Below are 3,775 nucleotides of genomic sequence, written 5' to 3' on the forward strand. Positions count from 1 at the left end.
ATTGTAAATGCCGTCTGGTCGCCCCTATTTTATATTGTTAAATGAATCGCACGATTCCCGAACAAGAATCCCTCACCGTCGAGTTTAAGAGCGATCGCACTCGCCTGCCAGACAAAGACCTGATTGAAACCGTCGTCTGCCTTGCCAATACAGACGGTGGCTCCATTTACCTCGGCGTTGAAGATGACGGTCAAATAACAGGTTTGCACCCCCAACACCAAAACCTGTCCACCTTGGCAGCCATGATTGGCAACCGCACCAACCCCCCAGTCAGCGTGCGCGTTACAGCGTTGCTAGAAGCAGGTCAAACCATTGCCTGCATAGAAGTCCCCAAATCAGCTCGCATCGTCGCCACCTCTGACGGACTCCTACAACGCCGCCGCCTGCAAGTAGACGGAACACCCCAATGCGTCCCCTTTTATCCCTATGAATTTGCCACTCGCCAGTCAGACTTAGGCGTTCTCGATTACTCCTCATTACCCGTCACCGGATCGTCTGTCACCGACTTCGACCCCCTGGAACGCGAACGCCTGCGACAATTAATAGAGCGATATGGTGGCGATCGTACTCTGCTATCCTTAACTGATGAAGAACTAGACGGCGCTTTAGGGTTCGTGCGTTCTACCGATGGAATTCGCTTCCCCACCGTCGCCGGAATGCTGATTTTAGGACGAGAAAGCGCCCTCCGCGAACACTTACCCACCCACGAAGTCGCCTTTCAAGTCCTCGAAGGCACCCAAGTGCGAGTCAATGATTTTTACCGCACCCCCCTACTAAAACTGTTTGAGCGAGTCATGGAACAGTTCGAGGTGCGTGTCGAAGAAGATGAAGTGCAAATCGGTTTATTTCGCGTCCCCGTTCCCAACTACGATCGCCGCGCCTTTCGCGAAGCCTCAGTCAATGCCCTCATCCACCGAGATTACACTAAATTGGGAGCCGTTCACATCCGCTGGGAAGATTACGGAATTACCATCAGCAACCCAGGGGGTTTTGTTGAAGGTGTCAGTTTGGATAACTTGCTAGTCGTAGAACCCCGACCGAGAAACCCCTTTCTAGCCGATGCCATTAAACGCATCGGACTCGCCGAACGAACTGGGCGCGGTGTAGATTTAATCTATCAGGGGTTATTGCGCTACGGAAGATCCGCCCCTGATTATCGAAGCACAAACTCTCATTCAGTTGCCGTCAGACTGCCAGGGGGGGAAGCCGACTTAGGACTGTTGCGCGTAGTGATTGAAGAGGAAAATCGCCGTCAAAGCCCACTCCCCGTTGACTCTTTAATCGCTTTAGGACAATTGCGACAAGAAAGACGGTTAGACACGGCTACTCTCGCCCGTGCCATTCAGCGAGATGAAGCGATCGCCCGCAGCGTGTTAGAACGATTAGTTGAAGCTGGTTTGGTAGAAGCGCGTGGCGTCAAAAAAGGACGCACCTACACCCTTAGCCCCTTAGTTTACCGAGAACTGGGACAATCCGCTGATTACGTTCGGCAAGCTGGCTTTGAACCCATTCAGCAAGAGCAAATGGTGCTTCAATATGTAAGGACTCACGGCAGAATTACCAGAAAAGAAGCTGTGGAACTTTGTCGTATCAGCGAAGACCAAGCTAGTCGCCTGCTGCGGAAGTTGACTGATGCCAACCAGTTGAAATTAGAGGGTCAAGGCCGCGCGTCATATTATGTTGTTTCATAGCGGGAAAACACGCACCGCGCCTTTTAAACGCGCGCCGCGCCTTTTTAAACACGCACCGCGCCTTTTGAACACGCATCTTTAGAGTCTGTGGAGGAAAATAGCGTTCGTTAATTTGGGCATTTAGCCCCTTATTCCAGGGTATTGGTACTATAGTCCCGGTGGGAAGTTGGCGACCTTTGACGCACAAAACAGTACAGATGAATCGGGTACAATACCTTTAATATAGGTACTGTGACCAGGGTAGTACCTATATTAAAAATACTTATATAATAGACCAAAGCGACTCAATGGCTATTACAGTGGTGCTTTTAAATCAATGAAATCTTTTGAACAGACTTTTTTAACCCAGCAACCGATTACCCAAAAACTCCTACAGACAATTCGCTTAATTGGGGAGTACAAAGGTAAACAGGAGTTGTACAAACAACAAGCACCACAAGTGCTAGAAACTTTGCGGCAAACTGCGATTATTCAAAGTACCGAATCTTCTAACCGCATTGAAGGAATTACCGTTCCTCTGGCGCGAATTCGCTTTCTTAGTAACGGAACGCACAGCACCAAGGGATCGTTCAGAACAGGAAATCGCGGGCTATCGGAATGTGCTAAATACAATTCACGCTAGCTATGGTTATATTCCATTTACTCCGAATATTGTTTTGCAGTTTCATCGCGATTTATATCAATTTAGCGTCGGTTTAGGTGGCTGTTGGAAAACAACAGAAAATCTAATTACGGCAACCACAACTGATGGTAGACAAATAGTGCGATTTACTCCTGTTGCCGCCTATGCCACATCTCAGGCTATGGAAGAGTTGCATGAGAAATTTAATCTATTTTCCCGTGAAGGTGAGATTGAACCATTGTTGTTGATTGCTAGTTATGTTCTGGATTTTTTGTGCATTCATCCATTTCTGGATGGTAACGGACGAATGGCAAGATTGCTGACGCTGTTATTGTTGTATCAAGCGGGTTATGAAGTAGGGCAGTTTATTAGTTTAGAACAAATTGTGGAGCGCACCAAAGAAAGCTATTATGATGCCTTGTACCAATCTTCTCAAAATTGGCATGAGGGGAAGCATAGCTTGTTGCCAGGAGTGGGAGTATTTTTTAGGCGTAATGTTACTGGGAGCTTATCGAGAATTTGAGCAGCGGGTTGGGGTGATTGGAGGAGCAAAAGGAACGAAAACGGCAATGGTTTTACAGGCAATTGAGAGTTTGCCGCATCGAGTTTTCGATGCGAGAGTTACAGCAACGTTGTCCGGTGGTTTCTGTGGATTTAATTCGTCGCATTTTGCGTCAAGAACGGGATGAGGGAAGGATTAAATGTGTGGGACGGGGAGTGGATGCGCGGTGGCGAAAGTTATAGACAATTTAGTGGCCGACTTGCCAAAAGCTTTACAAGAGATGAAGGGTTTCTCATCTCATATGTCTCTTGTATATGAGAAGTTTTGCGGAATCTTACCCGAACGAGCAATTTGTGCAACAACCTGTTGCACAAATTGCTTTACAATAAACAGCCATTATTGATTAAGCCTGGTTTATTGCTGTGAGCCAACACCCTGTCTGGACGCAAATCCGTCGATCGCACCAGCCACGAGAGCTAGTATCATATAGCACATGGTACTAGAAAAGAAGCTCAAACTCATCCGTGATGTCGAAACGGGTATCATTGCTCATCAGGTCTGCTGCGTTGGGGTACTTCACACTGGTTTGGGCTCTTCAATTGCAGCGAAGTGGCCGGTGGTTGAGTTGGAGTATCGGCGCTTCTGCGGCCCCGATGCAGGTCGAAAGCGTTTTGTTCTCGGTAAAGTCCAAATGGTTCGGGTTAGCTCCATTCCCGAACTTTGGGTGTGCAATATGGCGGGTCAAAACTTACATGGCAGCAAGAAACGCTATACCGATTACGATGCCTTGGCGCTCTGTTTATCTAAACTCCACCACAAATCCCTGGAATTGGAACTAACTCCTTTCCTTCCCTACAAGCTTGGATGGTCTGGGGGACGGGGCGAATGGAGCGTTGTCCGCCCCCTCATCGAACAGCACTGCCCCAATGCCGTTATCTGCATTGATTGACCTGCATTCAC

The 3,775-nt window shown here is 48.2% G+C and carries 5 protein-coding genes; all 5 read left to right on the forward strand.

All coding sequences use genetic code 11. The features are described 5' to 3' along the window. The first annotated feature begins 41 nt into the window (after nucleotides 1-41). The 5 genes from QUB12_RS36645 (at nucleotide 42) to QUB12_RS36665 (ending at nucleotide 3,764) form a co-directional block, all read left to right on the forward strand. Complete coding sequence (locus tag QUB12_RS36645; RefSeq protein ID WP_333257800.1) at nucleotides 42-1,691, forward strand: RNA-binding domain-containing protein; 1,650 nt, start codon at nucleotides 42-44, stop codon at nucleotides 1,689-1,691. A 316-nt stretch (nucleotides 1,692-2,007) separates the two neighbouring features. Next, nucleotides 2,008-2,313 carry a hypothetical protein gene (locus tag QUB12_RS36650; protein ID WP_333207522.1) on the forward strand — a complete coding sequence of 102 codons (306 nt, stop codon included), beginning with the start codon at nucleotides 2,008-2,010 and terminating at the stop codon, nucleotides 2,311-2,313. Beyond that, nucleotides 2,291-2,836, forward strand: a complete 546-nt coding sequence (locus tag QUB12_RS36655) for a Fic family protein (protein WP_333145881.1) — start codon at nucleotides 2,291-2,293, stop codon at nucleotides 2,834-2,836. The genes QUB12_RS36650 and QUB12_RS36655 overlap by 23 nt, the downstream gene beginning before the upstream one ends. Before the next feature lie 17 nt (nucleotides 2,837-2,853). Then, nucleotides 2,854-3,057 carry a hypothetical protein gene (locus QUB12_RS36660; RefSeq protein WP_333145883.1) on the forward strand — a complete coding sequence of 68 codons (204 nt, stop codon included), beginning with the start codon at nucleotides 2,854-2,856 and terminating at the stop codon, nucleotides 3,055-3,057. A gap of 251 nt (nucleotides 3,058-3,308) precedes the next feature. Next, nucleotides 3,309-3,764: a hypothetical protein gene (locus QUB12_RS36665; protein ID WP_333207523.1), complete on the forward strand. Its 456-nt coding sequence runs from the start codon at nucleotides 3,309-3,311 to the stop codon at nucleotides 3,762-3,764. Nucleotides 3,765-3,775: the final 11 nt, after the last annotated feature.

It is taken from the genome of Microcoleus sp. B7-D4, from assembly GCF_036705125.1.
Taxonomy (GTDB): domain Bacteria; phylum Cyanobacteriota; class Cyanobacteriia; order Cyanobacteriales; family Microcoleaceae; genus Microcoleus.

What these genes read in the sequence shown, in the direction of transcription:
- QUB12_RS36645 (WP_333257800.1), top strand. Translation starts at nt 42, where the DNA reads ATGAATCGCACGATTCCCGAACAAGAATCCCTCACCGTCGAGTTTAAG.
- QUB12_RS36650 (WP_333207522.1), top strand. Translation starts at nt 2,008, where the DNA reads ATGAAATCTTTTGAACAGACTTTTTTAACCCAGCAACCGATTACCCAA.
- QUB12_RS36665 (WP_333207523.1), top strand. Translation starts at nt 3,309, where the DNA reads ATGGTACTAGAAAAGAAGCTCAAACTCATCCGTGATGTCGAAACGGGT.